Below are 21,290 nucleotides of genomic sequence, written 5' to 3'. Positions count from 1 at the left end.
CCTGTTCTCGGCCGTTCTCCCTACGGCTCAGGCGATGTCGGGCGTGGCGCCCACAGCCTGGTCGAGCAGTCCTCGCCGGTACTCCTCCAGCGCGACGAGGTCACCGAACAGTGCCGAGTAGCCCTCCGGGTCCGCCGCCGGACTCATCCGCTGCACCTTCGACTTGAGGTCGGCGATCTGACCGGACACCCACACCTCCTGCAGTCGGGCGAGCACGCCGGAGACGTACCGGGGCAGCGCGTCCTCCGCCACCCGGAGCGTCTCGACCGCCATCAGGCCCACCAGCCGCCGCAGCCCGTCGTCCTCGAGCCCCCGGGACACCTCGGACACCCAGTTCGCGCCGCTCTTGCCCGAGGCACACCCCCCGGCGGCGGACACCGCGGCGGCGAGCCTGGAGTAGGCGGGATGGGTGTAGCACTCCGACGGGAGCGAGTCGAAGAGCGGCCCTGCCAGACCCGGGTACTGCAGGGCAGCCTTGAGCGCCTCGCGCTGCGGCCACAGCACCGGGTCCGCCGGTGAGGGCAGGGGTACGCCCGTCGGTTCCACGGGAGCTCGTCGTTCGTCCCGGGAAACAGCCTCGTGGTCGTCTCTCCCCCCGCCTCTTTCGGCGCGGTCCCGCAGCGGGCGCGGCCCACCCCCGGACCCTCCCGAGCCGCGACGGCCTGGCCCACGGGTGCCGGAGGCGGCCGCCCGGGCCCGACCCCTCTTGCGCGCCTCCTCCCGGACGCGGCGCAGCACCGTCGCGGGGTCGTCCCACCCCACCCACCCGGCCAACTGGCGGGCGTACTCGTCCCGCAGGGCCGAGTCGCGGATGTCGGCGACCACCGGAACCGTCCGGCGCAGCGCCTCGACCCGGCCCTCCGCGTGGTCGAGGTCGTACTCCCCGAGCATCGAGCGGATGGCGAACTCGAACATCGGCACCCGGGTGGAGATGAGGTCCCGCACTGCCGCGTCACCCTTGTTCTGCCTCAGGTCACACGGGTCCTGGCCGGCGGGCGCCACCGCGACGAAGGTGCGACCGGAGAACTGCTGGTCACCGGAGAACGCCCGCATCGCGGCCTTCTTGCCGGCCTCGTCCCCGTCGAAGGTGTAGATGATCTCGCCGCGGAAATAGTTGTCGTCCAGCATCAACCGCCGGAGCGTGGACAGGTGGTCCTCGCCGAACGCGGTGCCACACGCGGCGACGGCGGTGGTCACGCCCGCCGCGTGCATCGCCATGACATCCGTATATCCCTCCACCACCACCGCGCGGCGCTGGGAGGCGATGTCCCGCTTGGCCAGGTCCAGGCCGAACAACACCTGGGACTTCTTGTAGAGCATCGTCTCCGGAGTGTTCATGTACTTGCCCAGCGTGTCGTCCTCGAAGAGCTTGCGCGCGCCGAAGCCGATCACCTCCCCCGCGAGATTGCGGATCGGCCACAACAGGCGACGGTGGAAGCGGTCGATGAGCGTCCCCCGCGAACTGGTCTTGGACAGGCCCGCCGATTCCAGCTCCTTGGGCTCGAACCCCTGCCGCATCAGATGCTTGCTCATCGTGTCCCAGCCCGCCGGCGCGTACCCACACCCGAACGTCTCGGCGTGGGAGAGGTCGAAGCCGCGGTCGAGCAGGAACGCCCGGGCGGTCTCGGCCTCCGCGTCCTCGCGGAGACGCTCGGCGTAGAACTGCTGCGCAGCGGCGTTGGCCTGGACCAACCTCGACCGGGTCCCGCGGTCACGCTGGATCACCTGTCCGCCGCCCTCGTACGAGATGCGGTACCCGATCCTGTCCGCGAGCTGCTCCACGGCCTCGACGAAGCTGATGTGCTCCATCTTCATGAGGAAGGCGAACACGTCGCCGCCCTCACCGGTCGAGAAGCAGTGGAAGTAGCCGTGCTGGGGCCGGACGTGGAACGAGGGCGTCTTCTCGTCCTTGAACGGGGACAGTCCCTTCATGGAGTCCGCCCCGCCTGGTTTGAGCGCGACGTATTCGCCGACGATCTCCTCGATGCGAGTGCGTTCGCGGATCGCGGCGATGTCCTGCTCCGGAATCCGCCCTGCCATGCCGCCCAGAGTAACCGTCCGGACGGGAGACCGGCGTGGCCCCCGCGACAGGCCGATACGCTGGCCGCATGATCGCACCCCTGCCCCGCGCCCACGCCATACGGAACCCAGGGTCCCGCACGGTGGCGGCCTTCGCGTTCCTGGTGGCCCTCCTCGTCGGTCTCGTCGGGTGGGCGACGCCGTCGGCCTCGGCCGAACCGCCGTCCCGGCTGCAGCAGCAGGTCACGGATTCCGCAGGAGTGCTGGGCGCGCAGACGACCGCCGTGGAGGACCGTCTCGCGGAGCTCCGGTCGACCGACAACCTCCAACTCTGGGTGGTCTACGTCGACAGCTTCGACGGGGTGCCCGCGCAGTTGTGGGCACAGGAGACGGCCCGGCTGTCCGACCTGGGGGCCTCCGACGTGCTGCTCGCGGTGGCGGTCGGTGACCGCGGATACTGGTTCGAGTCCACCGACCCGCGTGCGGATCAGCGGATCGCCGACAGGGACATCGAGCCGCGACTCGCGGAGGACGACTGGGCCGGTGCGGCGATCGGTGCCGCCGACGGGCTCGAACGCCAGGGATCGGGCTCCGGGCTCTCCGGCGCCGCTCTGCTCGGACTCATCGCGCTGATCGTCATCGTGGTGGCCGCGGTACTGCTGGTCAGCCGGCGGCGCCGGGCGACCCGAACGGCCCGTCAGGCCGAGTCCGCCCGCGAGATACCCGGAGATGACACCGCCCGGATGTCCGCGCTGCCGGTGGACGTCCTCGACTCCCGCGCCCGCGCCGGCCTGGTCGAGGCCGACCAGGCCGTGGACACCTCCACGACGGCGCTCGCGACCGCCGCCGGGGAGTTCGGTGAGCTCCGGACCCGCCCGTTCCGGGCAGCCCTCGACTCCGCCCGGAGCGAGGTCGCGGCCGCGCACTCCCTGATCCAGCGGCTCGACGACGACATCCCCGAGAGCCCCGACCAGCGCCGGGCGATGCTCCTCGAGGTGGCCGCCCGGGCCGAACGCGCCGAGCGCGAACTCGAAGGCCAGGCGACGGCGTTCGCCGAGATGCGTGACGTGCTGATCAACGGCGCCGCCTCGGTCGACTCCCTCACCCGGCGCGCGGTGACCCTGCGCGCCCGCATCCCCGAGGCGGAGAAGTCGATGGAGGACCTGCGGTCCCGGTTCCCCGCCGCCGTGCTCGCCTCGATCGACGACAACCTGACGATCGCGCAGGAGCTGCTCGACGCCGCCGAGGCCGAGACCTCACGCGCCCGCACGGCCCTGGCCCGACCCGTGGGCGAACAGGCCGAGGCCGTCGACGCCATCGGCTCCGCCGAGGAGGAGCTCGCGCGCGCCGAGAAACTCCTCGACGGCGTGGATCACGCGGCCGACGACATCGCTGCCGCCCGCCGCGACCTCGGCGCTCTGATCGACGAGGTCGACGAGGAACTGGGGCAGGCCGCCCGGCTCCTGCGGTCCCCGGACCTGGGCCGGAGCGGTCAGAACCTGACGAATGCAGCTTCCGCCGCCCGCGACGCCCTCGAGCGGGCCCGCCGCGACGGGGAGACCGATCCACTGGGCGTCTTCTCCGAACTGGTCGACGTGGACCGCGCCCTCGACGAGGCGCTGGCCGCCGCCGGCCACGAGGCCGAGACGGCGCACCGCGCCCGGGCCGCACGCCAGGCCGCCCTCACGCGGGCGCGCGGCGCGGTGCGGGAGGCGGACGACTTCATCGGCAGCCGGTCCTACGTGGTCGGACAGGCCGCGCGGACGCGGCTGTCGGCCGCCAAGGAGTCACTGTCGACGGCCGAGGGCACCGCCGGCCCGGCGGCGTTCCCCGCCGCGGACCGCGCCCTAAAACTCGCCCGTGAGGCCCTCCGGCACGCGCAGGACGACGTCGCGCGGCAGCAGTACACCGGGGGTTACGGGGGCCGGGGCGGGTACGGCGGTCGGGGCCGCGGTGGGTCCAACACCGGTGCGATGGTCGGCGGGATGGTCGCCGGCGCCTTGATCCAGGGCATGCTCCGCGGTGGCAGCTCGGGCTTCGGCGGCTCCCGCGGGTTCGGGGGCGGCGGGTTCGGCGGCGGGGGTGGCTTCGGCGGCGGGTTCGGCGGTGGTGGCTTCGGCGGCGGCGGCGCCGGCGGGCGGTTCTGAGGGCCATGAGTCGCGGGCGGAAGGTCCTCATCGCGCTGGTCGCGGTTCTCGTACTGCTCATCGCGGCGGTGGTCGCGGCGGGCACCTGGTATCGGCCGATGCTGATGACCGGTACCGGATACGCCGCGCACAACGCCTGCGCGATCCACTTCCTCACCGATCGGGACGACCCGGAGTCCGACCTACCGCCCAACCCGCTGGTGCCGCTGCTGCGAACCAAGATCGACGACTCCAACGGCTGGGCGCACTCCTCCGTCCTGGGCGTGGGCTTTCGCCAGTACGCCTGGGCCTCCGAGTACGGCTGCGCGGTGGGCGATGGCCGCGCCGAGGGTTCCGCGTACAGCTCTCTCGTCCGACCGGCGGAGGACCGCCCGGAGGGCATCGACCTACCGCAGGCCACCGAGGTCCCGGCCGCGGTCGGTGCCGCGCTCGACCGGGCCGCCGACGTCGAGGGCACGCGCGCACTCGTGGCGCTCCACCGCGGCGAGATCCTGGACGAGTGGTACGCGGACGGCTTCGGACCGGACACCCGGCAGCTCGGGTGGTCCATGGCCAAGAGCGTGGCCGCCACCCTGGTCGGGCGGGCGCAGCAGGAGTTCCCCGACGCCGACCTCGACCCGGCGGGCACCGGCCTGCGCTCCGAGTGGACCGACGGGAGGGCGCAGATCTCGCTCGACGACCTGCTGCGCATGACCTCCGGGCTGGAGTGGGACGAGGACTACGACCTCGGCACCCCCATCACCGAGATGCTTTTCGCGGAGCCCGACATGGCGTCCTTCGCCGCCGCCCAGCCGCTCGCCCACGACCCCGGGACGTTCCGCCAGTACTCCTCGGGCACCACCAACATCGTGTGCGACCTGCTCCACGAGCGCACCGGCCTCGGGCCCGAGATGGCCGACGAGTTGCTGTTCGGGCCACTCGGGATGACCAGTGCCGTGCTCGAGGCGGACGCCTCCGGCCGGTCGGTGTGCAGTTCGTATCTGTGGGCCACGCCGCGGGACTGGGCGCGCTTCGGCCAGTTCGCGCTGGATGACGGCGTGGTCGACGGTCGCCGCCTGCTCCCCGCGGGATGGATGGACTACGCGACGACCGTCGTCCCGGCCGGCGGGGAGCCCGAACCCTACGGCGCGCAGTGGTGGGTCAACGACGCCGGTGACGGCTCCCCGCTCCGCCTGCCCGGGATTCCCGCCGACGCCTATTGGGCCGCGGGCCACGACGGTCAGTACACCGTGGTGGTCCCCTCCGCCGACCTGGTGGTGGTGCGGACCGGCTTCACCCCCGGAGGGACGATCTACGGGCTCGGCATCGAGGAGCTGGTCGGCGACCTCACCAGGGCTGTGGGCTGACGCGCACGTCCGAGACGAGGCTTCGACGTGGGCCGGCCGTTCGGGCCATGCGAGCCGGGCGGGTTGCTCAGCCCCAGGCCGCCTGGATCCCCGCGCTCGCCCGGTCGATCCGCTCGAGCCGGCTCTCTGTGTAGAGGGCCACCTGGTCCACGATCACGCGCATCCGCGCCGCATCATCCGGAGCCTGGTCCCACAACGGACGCAGGACCGCGTCGAGACCGGCGGGAGCCGAGTGGGCCAGGAACTCGGCCACCCGGTGGATCCTGTCCCGTTGACGGTCCTGACGGGCCCGGTGCCCCGGGTCACTTATCACGTATCGCACGGCCATGGTCTTGAGCATCACCACCTCGGCCTCCACATGCAGGGGCACCTCGAGGTCGGCGCTGTACCGTCCGTGCGGCACCTCGCCGTGTACCTGACGAGTGGTGTGGATGGCGGGCATGACGAACCGCCCGACCAGTTCGCTGGTCAACGCCTTGAGGGCGACGGCACCGGCGAACGTCTCCTCGAACGGCTGGACGGCGCGGACCGCCTCGAGCGCACCGAGACGCGTGGCCGCCTCGCGGAGCTGGTCGGCGTCGGGCCCCCGGAACTCGCGCGCGCCCAGCTCGGCCAACGCCGAGACCTCCGACGGATCGGTCAACGACCTCAGGTCCAGCCTGCCGGCCACGATCGCATCCTCCACGTCGTGGACCGAGTAGGCCACGTCGTCGGAGAAGTCCATGATCTGCGCTTCGAGACACCGGGTGTCCCCGGGTGCGCCGCGGCGGATCCAGGCGAGAGTCTCCGCGTCGTCGGGATAGGCGCCGAACTTCCTCGTGCCCTCTCGCGGCAGCCACGGGTACTTGGTGGCCGCGTCCAGCGCGGCGCGGGTGAGGTCCAGGCCGACGCCCCGCCCGTCGGCGTCGACCACCTTGGGCTCCAACCGCGTGAGGATCCGCACCGTCTGGGCGTTGCCCTCGTATCCCCCGAACCCTTTCGCGACCTCGTCGAGAGCGCGCTCGCCGTTGTGGCCGTAGGGCGGGTGCCCGATGTCGTGACTCAACCCCGCCAGATCGGCGAGATCGGGGTCGCAGCCGAGGCCGGCGGCGATACTGCGGGCGATCTGCGCGACCTCGAGCGAGTGGGTGAGTCGGGTCCGTGGTGTGTCCCCGTCCCCGGGCCCGACCACCTGCGTCTTGTCTGCGAGCCGCCGGAGAGCCGCGGAGTGCAGGACCCGTGCGCGATCCCTCTCGAACGGGCTGCGCTCGCTCGCCGTCTCCCGGGGCCGGGCGGGCCCCCCGCCCACCCGGCGCTCGGCGTCTGCGGCCGTGTACGCGTACCGCGTCATGCGCGTCCCCTCCTTGTGTCCGCCACTCAGCCGGGGAAATCCACGTCGGTGCCGACGATCCGGTGGTACTGGTACCAGAGCACCGCGCCGGTCTCGCGGATGATGCTCAGGATCTGGTTCTCCCGGGTCCAGACCGCGGGACCCTGTCGGGTCGGCGAGGTCCACGCGTCCAGGCCCGCGTCCCTGGCCATCATCCGCGCCCGGTACGAATGCGTGGGATCGCTCACCAACACCACGGAACCACCGCCCTGGTCACGCACGGTCAACGCGACGGCGTCCAGGCTGCCGACCGTGTTGGAGCCCGTCTCGACCGCCAGGATCGCCGTGGGCGGCACGCCCAGGGTGGCCAGGTAGGAGCGGCCCGCACCGGCCTCGGTGAACCGGTCCCCCGGCTGGTTCCCGCCGACGGTGATGATCTGCGGGGCGACGCCCTGCTCGTACAGGCTGGCGGCGTGATCGAGCCGGGACTGGAACACCGGGGTGGGCACGCCGTCGTACTGGGCCGCGCCCAGGACGACGATCGCGTCGGCCGTCGTGCGGTCGTCCTCGCGCGCGACCTGCCACACCCGGAACGCGATGAATCCGGGCACGGCGAGACACAACAACAACGCGAGGACCACGAGCCACCCGATGGCCCTGGACACCGCTCTCATCGGGGACCGGGATCTGTTCACCCGACCAGTGTGCCAGCGCCGGTGTCAGCAGCCGATGAGCCGCTGCGCGAGGAACCCCTCGACCTGGTCGATCGCCACGCGCTCCTGCTCCATGGTGTCCCGCTCACGGATGGTCACGGCCTGGTCTTCGAGGGTGTCGAAGTCCACGGTGATGCAGAACGGGGTGCCGATCTCGTCGTGGCGGCGGTAGCGTCGGCCGATCGCCTGCGCGTCGTCGAAGTCCACGTTCCAGCTCTTGCGCAGCTGTGCGGCCAGATCCCGGGCCTTCGGCGACAGGTCCGCGTTACGGGACAGTGGCAGGACAGCCGCCTTGAACGGTGACAGGCGACGATCCAGCTTCAGGACCGTGCGCGTGTCGACACCGCCCTTGGAGTTGGGCGCCTCGTCCTCGGTGTAGGCGTCGATGAGGAACGCCATGAGTGACCGGGTCAGGCCGAAGCTCGGTTCGATGACGTACGGCACGTACTTCTCACCGGAGGCCTGGTCGCGGTACTGCAGGTCCTCACCCGAGTGGGTCTGGTGCTGGGTGAGGTCGTAATCCGTGCGGTTCGCCACACCCATCAGCTCGCCCCACGGGTTACCGGAGAATCCGAACTTGTACTCGAAGTCGATGGTGCCCGCCGAGTAGTGGGCGCGCTCGTCGTCCGGGACGTCGAAACGCCGCATGTTCTCCGGGTCGATCCCCAGGTCGACGAACCAGTCCCAGCAGTCCTCGACCCACCGCTTGAACCACTCGTCGGCCTCCTCGGGCTTGGTGAAGAACTCGATCTCCATCTGCTCGAACTCGCGGGTCCGGAAGATGAAGTTGCCCGGGGTGATCTCGTTGCGGAACGCCTTGCCGATCTGTCCGATACCGAACGGCGGCTTACGCCGTGCGGTGGTCATGACGTTCTTGTAGTTGATGAAGATGCCCTGGGCGGTCTCGGGCCGCAGATAGTGCAGGCCCTCCTTGTCGTCGACCGGACCGAGGTAGGTCTTCATCAACCCGGAGAACAGCTGCGGCTCCGTCCAGGCCCCGGGCTGGCCCGTGACCGGATCGTTGATGTCGGCCAGCCCGTTGGCCGGCTCGCGCCCGTGCTTGGCGACATAGGCCTCGATGAGGTGGTCGGCGCGATAGCGCTTGTGGGTGTGCAGAGACTCCACCAGCGGGTCGGTGAAGGTCTCGACGTGACCGGAGGCCTCCCACACCGCGCGGGGAAGGATGATCGACGAATCCAGTCCCACCACATCCTCGCGGCCGGTGACGAAGGTCCGCCACCACTGCTTCTTGATGTTGTCCTTGAGCTCCACGCCCAACGGACCGTAATCCCATGCCGAACGGGTCCCGCCGTAGATCTCACCACACTGGTACACCAGTCCCCGGCGCTTGCAGAGGTTGACGACTGAGTCGATGACGGACGCTGAGGATGCCACGTCGGGGGTTCTCCCTTTGGTGAGTCGGTGGACGGAGGCGTCGGGTGGACGACCTCGGCGCGGGCCGGCGCCCGCGGCACTTCTCACCAGGGTATCCGGTCCACCCCGGCGGTCTGGGATACTGGGGTCCCCCCACCCGACACGGCGCCGGTCCCCACCGCGCCCGGAAGGTTGCGCCAATGGCATCCGGACCCGAGTCCCCGGCAGACGCCGGGCCTGCCGCGGAGATCCACGACCCCGGCTCCCGCGCGGCCCCCGTTCCGCTCCCGCCTCAGCACGTGGTCTCCGCCGCGGGCGATCTGCTCCGTGCGCTGTCGGCTCCGCTGCGTATCGCGATCGTGCTGCAGCTCCGCGAGGGGCCGAGGTGTGTCCACGAGTTGGTGGACGCCCTCGACGTCGCGCAGCCGCTGGTGAGCCAGCACCTGCGGGTGCTCAAGTCGTCCCACGTCGTCTCCGCGCACCGCCGGGGGCGGGAGATCCGCTACGAGTTGCTCGACGACCACCTGCTGCACATCGTCGAGGCGGCCGTCGGGCACGCCGGGGAGGAGTAGAGCAGTGGACGGGGCCCAGAAGCCGATCGGCGTCCGCTCGACCCGCCAACGCAGTGCCATCTCCGCGCTGCTCGACGAGTCCAAGGGGTTCCGGTCCGCGCAGGACCTTCACTCGGAGCTCCGCGAACGCGGTGACGCGATCGGACTGACCACCGTCTACCGGACGCTGCAGTCGATGTCCGACGCCGGCGCGGTGGACGTGCTGCGCACCGATTCCGGGGAGCTGATCTTCCGCAAGTGCTCCGATTCCCACCATCACCACCTGGTGTGTCGGGAATGCGGCTTCACGGTGGAGGTCGAGGAACCCGGGGTCGAGACGTGGGCGCACCGTGCCGGTGGCGCTCACGGATTCACCGAGGTGACCCACACCGTCGAGCTGTTCGGCCTCTGCGCGGCCTGCGCCGGCTCCAGGCGGGACGAGCCGCCGGGTCCGGTGGACTGACCCGGGGCCGCCCCGGTGGATCGGCCTCGCGGTCCCCTGGCGACCCGCGCCTCCCGGAATCGGGGTCAGGCTCCGGGCACCCCGCCGAACCGCCGGTCCCGCTCGGCGTACTCCAGGCACGCCGCCCACAGATCGCGTCGGTCGAAGTCGGGGAACAGCGTGTGTTGAAAGACGAACTCGGCGTAGGCGCTCTGCCACAGCAGGAAGTTGGACGTCCGCAGTTCACCGGACGGACGCAGGAAGAGGTCCACGTCCGGCATGTCCGGCTCGTCGAGGAAACGGGCGAAGTTCTCCTCCGTCAGGTCGTCGGCCGCCAACTCCCCGGCGGCGACCCGACGCGCGAAATCCCTTGCGGCGTCCACGATCTCCGCTCGCCCGCCGTAGTTGACGCACATCGCCAAGGTCATCACCGTGTTGTCCCGCGTGAGTTCCTCGGCCTCCTCGAGCTCGGAGATGACCGACTTCCACAGCTTGGGGCGGCGGCCGGCCCAGCGCACCCGCACTCCCAGCTCGTGCATCTCGTCCCGGCGGCGACGCAGCACGTCCCTGTTGAATCCCATGAGAAAGCGCACCTCCTCCGGACTGCGCTTCCAGTTCTCCGTGGAGAACGCGTACGCGGACAGGTACGGGACGCCGATCTCGATGCACCCCTGGACCACGTCCATGAGTACCGCCTCTCCCTGCTTGTGCCCCTCGGTGCGGGGCAGGCCCCGCTCCTGGGCCCAGCGTCCGTTGCCATCCATCACCAGCGCGACGTGGCGCGGCACGAACTCCGCCGGGATCGCGGGCGGTCGCTCGCCCGACGGGTGCGGGGTGGGCGGCCGGACGGTCACCGGCGCGGCGCCGTCCCTCGACGCGGTGCGTTTACGGAATCTGGGTAGTCCGGGCACGAGGCTCCTCAACAGGTTCGGGGGACAGGGGTCCGGCAGGCGGGGGTTCGGCGGTCAGGGGCACGGCAGCGCCCGGGCCGGGGACAGAGCGGTCCGTTCCACCACGATCGATCCCGTCGCGGTCGACCAGCGGCAGACTGCGCAGGTCCCGCTCGAGATGCCACTGCAGATGATCGGCGGCGATCCCGGAGGCCTGGCGGATGACCGCCGAGGACGAGACCGCCACGCCATCCCACCGTCCGGCTAACAGTGCCGACAGGTGCTCGGCGACACCCGGGGAGAGCATGGCACACCCCTGCGGCCTGCAGTGCACGCAGACGGTTCCACCGGATGCCACGTGGAACGCCCTGTGCGGCCCCACCACGCCGCAGAGCACGCAGCGGTCCAGGACCGGCTCCCAGCCGGACGCCGCCATGGCGCGAAGGAGGAACGCGTCGGCGACCAGGCCCGGCGGCCGCCGGTGTTCGGCCAGGGAGCGCAGCGCCCCGACGGCGAGGCCGAGCAGTCTCGGTGTGGGTGCGCCCTCCTCACCCGCCAACCGCTCCGCGGTCTCCAGGACGACGCAGGCCGAGGTGTACGCCGGATAGTCCGCCACGAGGGGGCGGGCCAGCGACTCACGGCTCGACGCCTGCCTGACGGAACCCAGTCCGCTGCGGCCCCGACCCGGGGCGATCTGCACCTCCACCACGGCGAACGGCTCCAGGCTGGCGCCCATCCGCGACCGGGTGCGGCGCACCGCGCGGGCGACGGCCCTGACCAACCCGTGGTGCTGGGTGAGGAGTGTGACGATCCGGTCCGCCTCACCCAGGTCGTAGGTGCGCACGACGAGACCGGTGTCGGTGAACGGGTGCATCCGGGCCTCCTCGCCTGCGGGGCGTAGACGACCATTGTCCCACTCCCGGATGAGCACCGGGTCCCCCGGCGAGGGCTAGTGTCTCGTTGTGCCCAGTCTCGCCTCCCACCTCATCCCTCTGCTCATCCGCGCCACCCGGCGGCAGCGCCTGTTCGCCGAGCCACAGCGTGCCCGTGACTTCCTCGACGAGGCCGCGGTGCGTCCGGCGTCGTACGCCCCGCCGCGATTGCGTGACGATGTCCGGCTCACCCGTGCCGACCGGAACGGGTGGCCGGTCTACGTACTGGAACCCGCCGAGGCACCCGCGAGCGGCACCGTGGTCTACGTCCACGGTGGAGGCTGGGCCAAGGAGATCGTCGCGCCGCACTGGCGACTGTGCGCCCAGATGGCCGCCGAGGCCCACACCCGCGTCCTGGTGCCGGTCTACCCCCTGGCCGGACCGGTGACGGCATCGAACCGTGGAACGGCGGCGAGCGTGGTGTCCGGGGTGGCCGACCTGGTGCGGGACGAGCTCGCCGAGCACGACCCGGTGTGTCTCGCCGGTGACAGCGCGGGGGGACAGATCGCGCTGTCCGCGGTCATGGAGCTGCGGGATCGGGGTGTCCCCCCGCTTCCCGCGACGATCCTGATCTCCCCCGCACTCGACCTGGCGATGGACAACCCGGACATCGACCGGGTCCAGCCCCGTGACCCGTGGCTCGCCCGTGAGGGTCTGCGGGTGTTCATCGACGCCTGGCGGGTCGACCTGCCCCTGGACGACCCGCGGGTGAGCCCGCTGTGCGGGGACTTCACCGGTCTGGGTCCCCTGACGGTCTTCGCCGCCACCCGCGACATCGTCCTGCCGGACGTGCGCCTCGGGGTGGAGCGGGCTCGCGCCGCCGGCGTCGACGTCACCTATGTCGAGGAGAAGGACCTACTGCACGTGCACCCGCTGCAACCCACCCCCGAGGGCCGGGCCGCGCGGGAGACGATCGTGGGGATCGTGCGTTCGGCCGTGGGTTAGGAGCGATCGCGCCAGCGGTCTAGAAGCCGAGTCTCCCGAGCATCTTGGGGTCGCGCTGCCACTCCTTGAGGACCTTGACATGCAGGTCCAGGTACACCCTGGTCCCGAGCAGCTCCTCGATCCCCGCCCTGGCCCGGGTGCCCACCTCACGCATGCGCGAGCCACCCTTGCCCAGGACGATCGCCTTCTGGCTCTGCCGCTCGACGTAGACGGTCGCGTGGACGTCCACCATGTCATCACGTCCCTCTCGCGGCAGCACCTCCTCGATCGACACGGCGATCGAGTGGGGCAGTTCGTCGCGGACGCCCTCGAGTGCGGCCTCGCGGATGAGCTCGGACATCCTGGTCTCGTCGGACTCCTCGGTGATCACGTCCTCGGGGTAGAACCGCGGTCCCTCGGGGAGCAGGGAGGCGATCACGTCCGCCACCACGTCCACCTGCTCACCGGACGCGGCGGAGACCGGGACGACCTCGGCCTCCGGCCCGAGGAGCGTGGACACCGCGACCAACTGCTCCATGACCTTCTGCTTGGAGACGGTGTCGATCTTCGTGACCAGACCCAGGATCGGGGTCGTGGGACAGAGCTTGCGTACCTGCTCGAGGATCCAGCGGTCCCCGGGGCCGATCCGCTCCCCCGCCGGGATGCACAGCCCGATGAGGTCGACGTCGGAGTAGGTGTCCTCCACCAGGGCGTTCAGCCGCTCGCCCAACAGGGTGCGCGGTCTGTGCAGCCCCGGTGTGTCCACCAGGATGATCTGGGCGTCGGGCCGGTGGACCAGCCCACGGATCGCGTGGCGCGTGGTCTGGGGGCGGGAGGAGGTGATCGCGATCTTCTCGCCCACCAACGCGTTGGTGAGGGTGGACTTGCCGGTGTTCGGCCGACCGACGAAGCTGACGAATCCGCTCCGGAAGCCCTCTGGGGTGGTCATCGGTTCTCCTCGTCGTCGTTCTCGTCTGCGTCGTCACCGGCGGCCGGGTCGAGCTTCTCGGCCACCACGGTGATCACCCTGACCCGGCCGCGACGGTCGTGACCGCCCTCGGCGCGCAGGTCCAGGCCGACGGAGACCACGTGCGCTCCCGGCAGGGGGACGCGGCCGAGCTCGAGCGCCATCAGGCCCCCGATGGTCTCGACCTCCTCGGTCACCTCGTCCGCGAACTCCACGTCGAACAGCTCGGCGACCTCGTCCAGACCGAGCCGGGCCGACAGCCGGTACCGACCGCCCTCCAACTCCTCGACGGGGGGCACCTCGGTGGTGTCGTACTCGTCCACGATCTCACCGACGATCTCCTCGAGGATGTCCTCGATCGACACCAGTCCGGCGGTCCCGCCGTACTCGTCGACCAGGATCGCCAGGTGGTTGTGGTCCCGCTGCATCTCCGACAGGAGGTCATCGATCCTCTTGGCGTCCGGAACGAACACCGCGGGACGCATCACCTCCGAGACCGGAGCCGCGCGGCCGTCGGGGTCGTCGAGTCGCGCCACGATGTCGCGGAGGTAGATCACCCCCACCACGTCGTCGGAGTTGTCACCGTCCACCACGGGGATCCGGGAGTACCCCGACTTGACGGCGAGCCGGGCGGCCTGACCGACCGTCTTGGACGATTCGATCCACACCATCTCCGTCCGCGGGGTCATGACCTCGCGCGCGGTGGTGTCCCCGAGCTCGAACACCGACTGGATCATGCGCGATTCGTCGTCGGCCACGACGCCGCGCTCTCGGGCCATGTCCACGATCTCGAGCAGTTCGATCTCGGTGGCGAACGGCCCGTTGCGGAATCCCCGGCCCGGGGTGACGGCGTTGCCGACACCCACCAGAAGGCTGGCGACGGGGCCCAGGACCATTCCGAGCACCCACATCGGGGTCGAGGCCCCCAGGGCGAGCGAGTACGCGTGCTGGCGTCCCAGCGTGCGGGGGCCGACGCCGGCCACGACATACGCCGCGATGGTCATCACCGCGATCACACCGACCAGCGCCCAGGCCGTGGACTCGATGAGTTCGGCGGACACGACGGTGAGGAGCACGACGCCGGAGATCAGGCTCAACAGATGCAGCAGCACCGTGACATTGATGTAGCGCGGACGGGTGAGCAGCATCCGGGAGAGCCTCGCGGCCCCGTAGCGGGACTCCTTGGCCATCTCCTCGACCCGGGCCACCGACACGGTGCTCAGCGCCGCGTCGAGGGCGGCGAAGACGCCGGCGAGCAGGATGAGCAGTGCAGCCGCGACAGCGGTGAGGATGATCTGGTCCACGGGTCAGGCGTCCGCGCGCGGGGCGTCGTCCTGCGAGGCGTCCCGGTGGTCGTACCACTCGCCCAACAGCTCGTTCTGCAGGCCGAACATCTCCCGCTCCTCGGCCGGCTCGGCGTGGTCGTACCCGAGCAGGTGCAGGCACCCGTGCACGGTCAGCAGCGCGAGCTCGTGCGCGAGCGGATGCCCGGAGCTGGCGGCCTGGTCGGCGGCGAACGCCGGACACAACACGATGTCCCCGAGCATCGCCGGCCCGGGGTCGGGCAGGTCGGGGCGCCCGCCCGGGGAGAGCTCGTCCATGGGGAAGCTCATGACGTCGGTGGGACCCGGGAGGTTCATCCACGTCACGTGGAGATCGGCCATGGTGTCCTTGTCCACGAGCGTGACCGACAGTTCGGCGGCCGGGTGCACGTCCATCCGGGCGATCACGAACGCGGCGACGTCGATGAGCTCTGCCTCGTCGACCTCCACCCCCGACTCGTTGGCGACCTCGATGCTCATCTGCGGCGGTGCTCCCTGTTCCTGTGTCCGGTCGTGGGGTCCTCGCCCCGTTCGAGGCGCTCCTCGTGCTTGGCGTAGGCGTCGACGATCCGGGCCACCAGCGCGTGCCGCACGACGTCGGCGGAGGTGAGCTCGGAGAAGTGGATGTCGGGGACCCCCTTGAGGATGTCGCGCACCACCTTGAGGCCGGAACGCCGCCCGCCCGGGAGGTCGATCTGGGTGATGTCCCCCGTCACCACGATCTTCGAGCCGAACCCGAGGCGCGTGAGGAACATCTTCATCTGCTCGGGGGTGGTGTTCTGCGCCTCGTCGAGGATGATGAACGCGTCGTTGAGGGTGCGCCCGCGCATGTAGGCCAGCGGTGCCACCTCGATCACCCCCGCGGCCATGAGCTTGGGGATCGCCTCGGGGTCCATCATGTCGTGGAGCGAGTCGTACAGCGGCCGGAGGTACGGGTCGATCTTCTCGTGCAGCGTGCCGGGCAGATAGCCGAGCCGCTCACCGGCCTCGACCGCCGGGCGGGTGAGGATGATGCGGCTGACGTCCTTGGCCCGCAGCGCGGCGACCGCTTTGGCCATGGCGAGGTAGGTCTTGCCCGTCCCCGCCGGTCCGAGCCCGAACACCACGGTGTGGTCGTCGATTGCGTCGACGTACCGCTTCTGCCCCACCGTCTTGGGGCGGATCATCCCCCCGCGACGGGACAGCACGTCGGTGCCCAACACCTCCTCGGGGGTCAACGGACCCGAATCGGCGAGGATCTCCACCGAGCGCCGCACCGACGCCGGGGTGATCTCGACCCCCCTCCCGGCCTGCCGCAGCAGGTCCGAGACCACGCGGGAGGCCTGGTCGACGGCGCCGGGCTCACCCGACAGGGTCATGGTGCCGCCGCGCACGTGGAGGTCCGCGTCGAGCAGCTCCTCGAGCGCCCGGAGGTTGGCGTCCGCGGCGCCCAGCACCGCCATCGCCAGATCGGGGTCGAGCTGAACAGCCGTGCGCGCGGGCGGGCCGCCGGGGCCTGTCCGGTCGTCACGGTGCGTTCGCTCGACCGACTCTGTCACTGCGTCGTTCTCTCGGGTACCTACGTGGATCACTTCCTGGGTGGTGGTGCGGTCGGGTCGAGTGTAGTACCAGCGCGGGCCCATCTCCGCGTGAGAACTCCGAGTGCACCCAGCGCGACCGCGGCGGCGCTGGAGGTGCGCAGCACCTCGGGCCCCAGGACGACGGCGCGGGCCCCGGCGTGGGTGAGCGCGTCGATCTCGGCGTCGGAGACGCCGCCCTCGGGTCCGACGACGAGGACGATCCGCTCGACCGGCCCCGCCGCGGTCACGGCATCCGCGACACGGGCGGCACCGCCCTCGTGCAACACCAGTGCGAGCGCACCGGCCGCGACCTCCTCGGCCACGAACGCGGTGAGGCCGGCGGAGTCGAGGACGTCGCCGATCTCCGGCTCCCATTCCCGCCTGGACTGCTTGGCGGCGGCGCGGGCCGCGTTGGCCCACTTGGCCCGGCCCTTGTCGAGCTTGGGCCCCGCCCAGCGGCTCACGCACCGGTCCGCCTGCCACGGCACGATCCGGTCGGCCCCGGCCTCGGTGGCCAGTTCCACGGCGAGCTCGCTCCGCTCGGACTTGGGCAGCGCCTGCACCACCGTCACCAGGGGGGTCGGTCGGTCGACCGTGGTGACGGCCAGGACCTCGGCCTCGACCCGGCCGGGCCCCGACGTCAGGACCGAGCAGTCCGCCACCCGGCCGCGGCCGTCACCGACGCGGAGCAGCTCCCCGGGCCGCACCCGCAGGGCCGAGCCGGCGTGTCGCCCCTCGGCCCCGTCCAGTACGGCGGTCTCGCCGACGGCGGGCACCGCGTCGAGCCGGAACAGAGGCGGGGTCACCGGGTCAGTGACCCGCGACCGCGTCGCGCAGCCGTGAGAACAACCCGCCCCGGCGGGCGGTGTCCTCGTTGACGATCTCGGCCGAGTCGCCACCGAGTCGGCGCAGCTGCTCCACGAGGTCCCGCCGCTTGCGGTCCAGCTTGTCCGGGATCACGACCTCCATGTGGACCGTGAGGTCACCGGCACCGCCGCCCCGGACACGTGGCATCCCGCGGCCGGACAGGGTGACCGTGTGCCCGGGCTGGGTGCCGGCCGGGATGTCGATCTCCAGGTCGTCTCCGACGACGGTCTCCAGATCCACCCGGCCGCCGAGGATGGCGTCCACGACCGGGACGCGGACCGTGCAGTGCAGGTCCTCGCCGTCGCGGACGAACACCGGGTGGGTGCGCTCGTTGACCTCGATGTAGAGGTCCCCGGCGGGGCCCCCTCCGGGGCCGACCTCACCCTGACCGGACAGCCGGATCCGCATCCCGCCGCCGACACCCGCCGGGATCTTGGCCGACACGGTGCGGCGCTTGCGGACGCGGCCCTGGCCGGTGCAGTCGCCGCACGGATCGGTGATGATCTCACCGGTCCCCGCGCAGGTGGGGCACGGTCGGCTGGTCATGATGTTGCCCAACAGGGAGCGCTGGACGGACTGGATCTCACCCTGGCCCTGGCACATCCCGCACCTGGCGGGCGGCGCGTCGGTCGCGGAGCCCTTGCCGTGGCAGGTCTCGCAGAGGACGGCCGTGTCGACCTGGATCTCCTTGGTGACGCCGGTCGCGCACTCCGCCAGGGACAGGTTCACACGGATCAGCGCGTCCGACCCCGGCTGCACACGGCTCCTGGGGCCACGTCCGCCGCCACCGCCGCCGCCGCCGAAGAACGCCTCGAACACGTCGCCGAGCCCCCCGCCGGCGCCGAAACCCCCGCCACCGAAGCCGCCACCGAATCCGCCACCGGGAGACGAGTCCAGAGGATCGCCGCCCATGTCCACGACGCGGCGCTTCTCGGGATCGGTGAGCACCTCGTAGATCGCCGTGATCTCGCTGAACCGCTCACGCGCCTCGTCCGACGGGTTGACATCGGGGTGCAACTCGCGGGCGAGCTTGCGGTAGGCGCGCTTGATCTCGGACTCCGAGGCACCTCGATCGACCCCGAGGGTCCCGTAGTAGTCGCGTGACACGTGTCGCCTTTCGTCATGTGGATCAGGTCGGTGGGACGCCGGTCCCGGGTGAGGCTACGGGCGTCAGCGCCCGGACAGGATCTCGCCCACGTAGTGGGCAACAGCGGCGACCGAGGCGATTGTTCCCGGGTAGTCCATCCTGGTGGGCCCGAGCACCCCCATCCCGCCCAGCATCTGGCGCCCGGAACCGTACACGGAGGACACCACGGACGCCCCGCGGATCTCCGCCGACCGGGTCTCCTCGCCGATCTGGACGGTGACCCCGCCGGGGCCCCCCATCCCCACGGACTGCGCCGCCGAGAGCAACCGGAGGATCACGACCTGCTCCTCCAACGCCTCGAGGACGGATCTCAGGGAACCGTCGAAATCGGCCGCGCTGCGGGTGAGGTTGGCGGTACCGCCCAGGACGATGCGGTCGTCGGGCTGCTCCACCAGGGTCTCCACCAGCACCGTCACGCACCTCTCCGCGGCGTCGCGGTACTCCGGCCGCGCGCGCTCGGGGGTGGCCGCCAGCGCCTCGGAGGCGTCGCTGAGCCTCTTGTCCGCCACCGCCTCCGAGAGGAGCGCCCGGAGTTCGGCCAGGTGATCGTCCGTCAGCTCCGCGGCGAGGTCGACGGTCCGCTGGTCCACCCTGCCGGTGTCGGTGATCAGCACCAACAGCAGGCGGGTGGGTGCCAGGCTCACCACCTCGAGATGACGCACGGTGGAGCGTCCCAGCACCGGGTACTGGACGACGGCGACCTGGCGGGTGAGCTGCGACAGCAGCCGCACGGCCCGCCGGAGGACGTCGTCGAGGTCGACGGCACCCTCGAGGAACGCCTGGATGGCCTTACGCTGCGCCCGCGAGAGCGGCGTGATCTCCTCGATCGAGTCGACGAAATGTCGGTAGCCCTTCTCCGTGGGGATCCGTCCGGAACTCGTGTGGGGTTGGACGATGAAGCCCTCCGCCTCGAGCACGGCCATATCGTTGCGGATCGTCGCGCTCGAGACCCCCAGGGAATGGCGGTCGACCAGGGACTTGGAGCCGACGGGCTCGTGCGAGGCGATGTAGTCGGAGACGATCGCGCGCAGGACCTCGGTCCTACGATCGGCCGTACTCGACATCGGTTCCCCTTCTCACTGGCTGCGTACGGACGATTCTAATCCAGCGCGTCAGAGGAGGACGTCGCGCACGACACCGTCCGCCAGCAGCCTGCCCGAGTCGGTCAACGCGTACCCGCCGTCGTCGGCCCCGACCGACGGACGGCGACGCAGCAGGCCCGCCGATACCTGGAGGTCCGCCCGCGCCCGCTCCTGCGCGGTGAAAGCGGCGTCCGGGAGCCCTTCGGCCAGCCGGAGGCCGGTCATGATCCGCTCGAGGTGCCGGTCGGCGTCGGTCAGCCGCTCCCCGCCCTCGACCGGCAGGTCACCGGCGTCGCAGGCGGCCGCGTACCGGGCCGGGTGACGCAGGTTCCACCAGCGGGCACCGGCGACGTGGCTGTGCGCCCCGGGACCGATCCCCCACCAGTCGCCGCCGCGCCAGTACCCCATGTTGTGGCGACAGTATCCCGACTCGTCGGCCGCGAAGTTGGAGACCTCGTACCAGTGGAACCCCGCCCTCGCGAGCCGTCGCGCCACCTGCTCGTAGCGGTCGGCGAGCACGTCGTCGACGGTTCCGGGCAGCTCTCCCCGCCGGATCCTCCGCGCCAACGCGGTGCCGTCCTCGACGATGAGCGAATAGGCGGACACGTGGTCCACGCCGGACTCCACGACGGCGTCGAGGGTGCGGGCGAGGTCGTCGTCGGTCTCCCCGGGGGTCCCGTAGATCACGTCCAGGTTGATGTGGTCGAACCCGGCGCGACCCGCCTCGGCGACGGCCTCCTGCGGGCGCCCCGGGGTGTGCGCCCTGTCCAGGACCCTCAGGACGTGCGCCGCCGTGGACTGCATACCGAGCGAGATCCGGGTGAACCCGCCCTCGCGCAGGCGCCCGAAGAACTCGGGGGAGGTGGACTCGGGGTTGCTCTCGGTGGTCACCTCTGCGCCGGGTGCCAGTCCGAACGTGGACCGGATGCGCCCCAGCATCCCCACCAGGACGTCCGCACCCACCAGCGACGGCGTCCCCCCGCCGACGAAGACGGTGTCCACCAGCGGCGGGGTGCCGGACCCGGCCAGGACGGTCGCCGCCCGCTCGATCTCCAGCGCGGCGGCGCGCTCCCAGTCGGCGGGCGACGTGGCCGACCCGAGTTCCCCGGCGGTGTAGGTGTTGAAATCGCAGTAGCCGCACCGGGACGCGCAGAACGGGACGTGGAGATAGATCCCGAAGGGTGCCCGCGCGTCGCGCGGCGGCGGTGAGAGCGCGAGACCCGCGGGATCGGTGACCCCGGTCGTCACGCCCGACCGGTCGCTCTGTCGTCCCCGGTCTCACCGCCCCCTGAGGAGGACGCAGCCGGGCCGCCGGCCTTGACGGTGGCGGCCGGGGCGGTCGAGGTCGTGGGGGTCGAGGAGCCCGGGGCCGGGGTCGGCCGCTGGGGTGTCGTCTGGTCTGGGCACGGAGCCCACAGTGCCGGATGCCGATCCCGCGGGGCCGCGCGCGGGGGTGGCGGGCTTGGATCCCGTGGGCTTGCCGGCCGAGTTCCGGGTCGGGGCCTTCTTCGTGGCGCGCGCGGTGTCCGTGGGTGTGGTGGCGGAGTCCTCGGTGGACGTGGCCTTCTTCCGGGAGGCGGTCTTCTTGGCGGTCGGCTTCGCCGCACCCGACTTCGTCGCCGAGCCTTCTTCGCCGGAGCCTTCTGGTCCGGTGCCTTTCGCCGGTGCCTTCTTGCCGGTGCCTTCTTCGCCGGTGCCT

General features: G+C 71.3%; 19 protein-coding genes. 5 read left to right on the top strand and 14 right to left on the bottom strand.

Annotated elements, in window-relative coordinates; translation table 11 throughout:
- Window positions 1–27: 27 nt before the first annotated feature.
- Complete coding sequence (dnaG, locus tag CT688_RS05850) at window positions 28–2,040, bottom strand: DNA primase (protein ID WP_107756128.1); 2,013 nt, start codon at window positions 2,038–2,040, stop codon at window positions 28–30.
- 68 nt (window positions 2,041–2,108) lie between these two features.
- Here dnaG and CT688_RS17930 point away from each other — a divergent pair, with 68 nt between their 5' ends.
- Both CT688_RS17930 and CT688_RS05840 read left to right on the top strand, forming a co-directional pair.
- Window positions 2,109–4,166, top strand: a complete 2,058-nt coding sequence (locus tag CT688_RS17930) for a YgcG family protein (protein WP_107756127.1) — start codon at window positions 2,109–2,111, stop codon at window positions 4,164–4,166.
- A gap of 5 nt (window positions 4,167–4,171) precedes the next feature.
- Window positions 4,172–5,512 (top strand): serine hydrolase, encoded by a 1,341-nt coding sequence (locus CT688_RS05840; protein ID WP_107756126.1) that lies wholly within the window; start codon window positions 4,172–4,174, stop codon window positions 5,510–5,512.
- A gap of 67 nt (window positions 5,513–5,579) precedes the next feature.
- Here CT688_RS05840 and CT688_RS05835 read toward each other — a convergent pair whose 3' ends face one another.
- The 3 genes from CT688_RS05835 to CT688_RS05825 are packed head-to-tail and all read right to left on the bottom strand — an operon-like array spanning window position 5,580 to window position 8,929.
- On the bottom strand, window positions 5,580–6,842 hold the full coding sequence (locus CT688_RS05835) for a deoxyguanosinetriphosphate triphosphohydrolase (RefSeq protein WP_107756125.1): 1,263 nt from the start codon (window positions 6,840–6,842) through the stop codon (window positions 5,580–5,582).
- A 26-nt stretch (window positions 6,843–6,868) separates the two neighbouring features.
- Window positions 6,869–7,495 carry a YdcF family protein gene (locus CT688_RS05830; protein WP_194305295.1) on the bottom strand — a complete coding sequence of 209 codons (627 nt, stop codon included), beginning with the start codon at window positions 7,493–7,495 and terminating at the stop codon, window positions 6,869–6,871.
- A 45-nt stretch (window positions 7,496–7,540) separates the two neighbouring features.
- Window positions 7,541–8,929: a glycine--tRNA ligase gene (locus tag CT688_RS05825; protein ID WP_107756123.1), complete on the bottom strand. Its 1,389-nt coding sequence runs from the start codon at window positions 8,927–8,929 to the stop codon at window positions 7,541–7,543.
- Window positions 8,930–9,108: 179 nt separating this feature from the next.
- Here CT688_RS05825 and CT688_RS05820 point away from each other — a divergent pair, with 179 nt between their 5' ends.
- Together CT688_RS05820 and CT688_RS05815 are read left to right on the top strand one after the other, a co-directional pair.
- Complete coding sequence (locus CT688_RS05820; protein ID WP_176475081.1) at window positions 9,109–9,480, top strand: helix-turn-helix transcriptional regulator; 372 nt, start codon at window positions 9,109–9,111, stop codon at window positions 9,478–9,480.
- Window positions 9,481–9,484: 4 nt separating this feature from the next.
- A complete protein-coding gene (locus tag CT688_RS05815) occupies window positions 9,485–9,922 on the top strand; it encodes a Fur family transcriptional regulator (RefSeq protein ID WP_107756122.1) in 438 nt (145 codons plus the stop codon).
- A 65-nt stretch (window positions 9,923–9,987) separates the two neighbouring features.
- Here CT688_RS05815 and CT688_RS05810 read toward each other — a convergent pair whose 3' ends face one another.
- Both CT688_RS05810 and recO read right to left on the bottom strand, forming a co-directional pair.
- Entirely contained in the window at window positions 9,988–10,755 is a 768-nt protein-coding gene (locus CT688_RS05810; protein WP_107756121.1) for an isoprenyl transferase, read from the bottom strand.
- 31 nt (window positions 10,756–10,786) lie between these two features.
- Window positions 10,787–11,665: a DNA repair protein RecO gene (recO, locus tag CT688_RS05805; RefSeq protein ID WP_107756120.1), complete on the bottom strand. Its 879-nt coding sequence runs from the start codon at window positions 11,663–11,665 to the stop codon at window positions 10,787–10,789.
- Window positions 11,666–11,753: 88 nt separating this feature from the next.
- On the opposite strand from recO, the gene CT688_RS05800 reads away from it, so the two are divergent.
- A complete protein-coding gene (locus CT688_RS05800; protein WP_107756119.1) occupies window positions 11,754–12,668 on the top strand; it encodes an alpha/beta fold hydrolase in 915 nt (304 codons plus the stop codon).
- A 19-nt stretch (window positions 12,669–12,687) separates the two neighbouring features.
- Here CT688_RS05800 and era read toward each other — a convergent pair whose 3' ends face one another.
- The 8 genes from era to hemW form a co-directional block, all read right to left on the bottom strand.
- A complete protein-coding gene (gene era / locus CT688_RS05795; protein ID WP_107756118.1) occupies window positions 12,688–13,596 on the bottom strand; it encodes a GTPase Era in 909 nt (302 codons plus the stop codon).
- Window positions 13,593–14,918 carry a hemolysin family protein gene (locus CT688_RS05790; protein ID WP_107756117.1) on the bottom strand — a complete coding sequence of 442 codons (1,326 nt, stop codon included), beginning with the start codon at window positions 14,916–14,918 and terminating at the stop codon, window positions 13,593–13,595. Before CT688_RS05790 ends, era begins: the two co-directional genes overlap by 4 nt.
- Window positions 14,919–14,921: 3 nt before the next feature.
- A complete protein-coding gene (gene ybeY / locus CT688_RS05785; protein WP_107756116.1) occupies window positions 14,922–15,416 on the bottom strand; it encodes an rRNA maturation RNase YbeY in 495 nt (164 codons plus the stop codon).
- Entirely contained in the window at window positions 15,413–16,507 is a 1,095-nt protein-coding gene (locus tag CT688_RS05780) for a PhoH family protein (RefSeq protein WP_370446334.1), read from the bottom strand. Before CT688_RS05780 ends, ybeY begins: the two co-directional genes overlap by 4 nt.
- Window positions 16,504–17,301, bottom strand: a complete 798-nt coding sequence (locus CT688_RS05775) for a 16S rRNA (uracil(1498)-N(3))-methyltransferase (protein WP_107756114.1) — start codon at window positions 17,299–17,301, stop codon at window positions 16,504–16,506. The genes CT688_RS05780 and CT688_RS05775 overlap by 4 nt, the downstream gene beginning before the upstream one ends.
- A gap of 4 nt (window positions 17,302–17,305) precedes the next feature.
- The gene (dnaJ, locus tag CT688_RS05770) at window positions 17,306–18,469 is read right to left on the bottom strand and encodes a molecular chaperone DnaJ (RefSeq protein WP_107756113.1); all 1,164 of its coding nucleotides are present in this window, start codon (window positions 18,467–18,469) and stop codon (window positions 17,306–17,308) included.
- A gap of 63 nt (window positions 18,470–18,532) precedes the next feature.
- Window positions 18,533–19,573 carry a heat-inducible transcriptional repressor HrcA gene (gene hrcA / locus CT688_RS05765; RefSeq protein ID WP_107756112.1) on the bottom strand — a complete coding sequence of 347 codons (1,041 nt, stop codon included), beginning with the start codon at window positions 19,571–19,573 and terminating at the stop codon, window positions 18,533–18,535.
- A 48-nt stretch (window positions 19,574–19,621) separates the two neighbouring features.
- Window positions 19,622–20,839, bottom strand: a complete 1,218-nt coding sequence (gene hemW, locus CT688_RS05760; RefSeq protein ID WP_107756111.1) for a radical SAM family heme chaperone HemW — start codon at window positions 20,837–20,839, stop codon at window positions 19,622–19,624.
- Between the last annotated feature and the right edge of the window lie 451 nt (window positions 20,840–21,290).

Source organism: Dietzia sp. JS16-p6b, assembly GCF_003052165.1.
Taxonomy (GTDB): domain Bacteria; phylum Actinomycetota; class Actinomycetes; order Mycobacteriales; family Mycobacteriaceae; genus Dietzia.
Note: the sequence above shows the minus strand (reverse complement) of the source record. Positions and strands in the feature narration are given on the sequence as shown.

Excerpts from the sequence above, each read along its gene's own strand:
- dnaG (WP_107756128.1), bottom strand. The coding sequence starts at position 2,040 with ATGGCAGGGCGGATTCCGGAGCAGGACATCGCCGCGATCCGCGAACGC.
- CT688_RS17930 (WP_107756127.1), top strand. The coding sequence starts at position 2,109 with ATGATCGCACCCCTGCCCCGCGCCCACGCCATACGGAACCCAGGGTCC.
- CT688_RS05840 (WP_107756126.1), top strand. The coding sequence starts at position 4,172 with ATGAGTCGCGGGCGGAAGGTCCTCATCGCGCTGGTCGCGGTTCTCGTA.
- CT688_RS05835 (WP_107756125.1), bottom strand. The coding sequence starts at position 6,842 with ATGACGCGGTACGCGTACACGGCCGCAGACGCCGAGCGCCGGGTGGGC.
- CT688_RS05830 (WP_194305295.1), bottom strand. The coding sequence starts at position 7,495 with ATGAGAGCGGTGTCCAGGGCCATCGGGTGGCTCGTGGTCCTCGCGTTG.
- CT688_RS05820 (WP_176475081.1), top strand. The coding sequence starts at position 9,109 with ATGGCATCCGGACCCGAGTCCCCGGCAGACGCCGGGCCTGCCGCGGAG.
- recO (WP_107756120.1), bottom strand. The coding sequence starts at position 11,665 with ATGCACCCGTTCACCGACACCGGTCTCGTCGTGCGCACCTACGACCTG.
- era (WP_107756118.1), bottom strand. The coding sequence starts at position 13,596 with ATGACCACCCCAGAGGGCTTCCGGAGCGGATTCGTCAGCTTCGTCGGT.
- ybeY (WP_107756116.1), bottom strand. The coding sequence starts at position 15,416 with ATGAGCATCGAGGTCGCCAACGAGTCGGGGGTGGAGGTCGACGAGGCA.
- hrcA (WP_107756112.1), bottom strand. The coding sequence starts at position 19,573 with ATGTCGAGTACGGCCGATCGTAGGACCGAGGTCCTGCGCGCGATCGTC.